Source organism: Natronococcus pandeyae (assembly GCF_008122205.1).
Taxonomy (GTDB): domain Archaea; phylum Halobacteriota; class Halobacteria; order Halobacteriales; family Natrialbaceae; genus Natronococcus; species Natronococcus pandeyae.
In genome coordinates, this window is sequence record NZ_PHNJ01000046.1 from 1 (window position 1) to 1,176 (window position 1,176).

The 1,176-nt window shown below is 60.9% G+C and carries 1 protein-coding gene; it reads left to right on the forward strand.

All coding sequences use genetic code 11. The features are described 5' to 3' along the window. Positions 1-1,110: RNA-guided endonuclease TnpB family protein (locus CV102_RS25665; protein WP_148860828.1), on the forward strand; the 1,110-nt coding region annotated here is incomplete at its 5' end. Positions 1,111-1,176: the final 66 nt, after the last annotated feature.

Sequence of the window (1,176 nt, forward strand, 5' to 3'; positions counted from 1 at the left end):
GCGGATACGCAAACGGCGGTCAACGACGTCGTTACGCCCTACACGCTCACGTCCTACGCGAAGGACGCGCTCAAGAACTACGTCCCGAAGCTTCGGGATACGTACAACGCGTCAGAGATCAAGGACGACCACCCGGTTCGGTTCACGAACCGCGGATTCACTCTCGACCACTCCGACGACCGAACGCACGAGTTCTGCTGGCGCGTTCCGCAGGCCGGACGTGGCAACGCCTTCTGGATTCCACTTCGGATCAATCCCGAACAGGAATCGCTCTGGTTCGACCTGCTCGACGAGAGTGCGACAGTCGGCGAGTTCCGGCTGCAACAGCACCGCACGAACTGGGTATTGCACGTCACTGTCGAGTACACCGTAGCCGAACCAGAGGTTCCGGACGACCCGACTCGAATCGGGTTCGATATCGGCGAGTCCAAACTGCTGACGGGCTGTGCCTGTCAGAACGGCACTCCGATCCAACCGTACATCTACGACGGCGGTCGTGCGCGAGCGCTCCGAAAGGAGATGCACACGACGCTGAAGCGTCTGCAAGAGCGTGACGCCGCCGAGTGGCGCGTAGATGAACGCTTCGACCACTTCCAGAACGCCCTCACAGATATCGTCGAAAAAGCGTCTCGAGAAGCCGTCAAGTACGCCGAGTCTTTCGACGACCCGGTAATCGTGCTCGAGGACTTGACGTACATCCGTGAGAACTTGGATTACGGGAAGTACATGAACCGGCGCTTGCACTCGTGGGCGTTCGCTCGGCTCACCGACCGTATCGAGGACAAGGCCCTCGAAGCCAGCGTCCCGGTCGAGTTCGTGAATCCGCGCTACACGTCGCAGACGTGTCACGCCTGCGGACACATCGGCCGTCGTGGGTCGCAAGCCGAGTTCAAGTGTACGAACCCGGAGTGTTGGGTCACGGAGTATCAGGCGGATATCAACGCGGCGGCGAATATCGCCGGTCGCGTTGATCCGTGGGGAGAGAGCGTTCCTTGGAAACCGGAACGCGATGACTCGCCTCGGAACGGGAGCCGTTGTGACACGGCCACAGGACACCGCACGCCGAGTCGGCAATCCCGACAGACGACGCTTGCGGTCTTCGAGTCCTGAAACCACCTCAATCGCGAGGCTTCCCTTGTAGGAAGCCCCGCCGTTTACGGCGGGTGAGGATGTCAC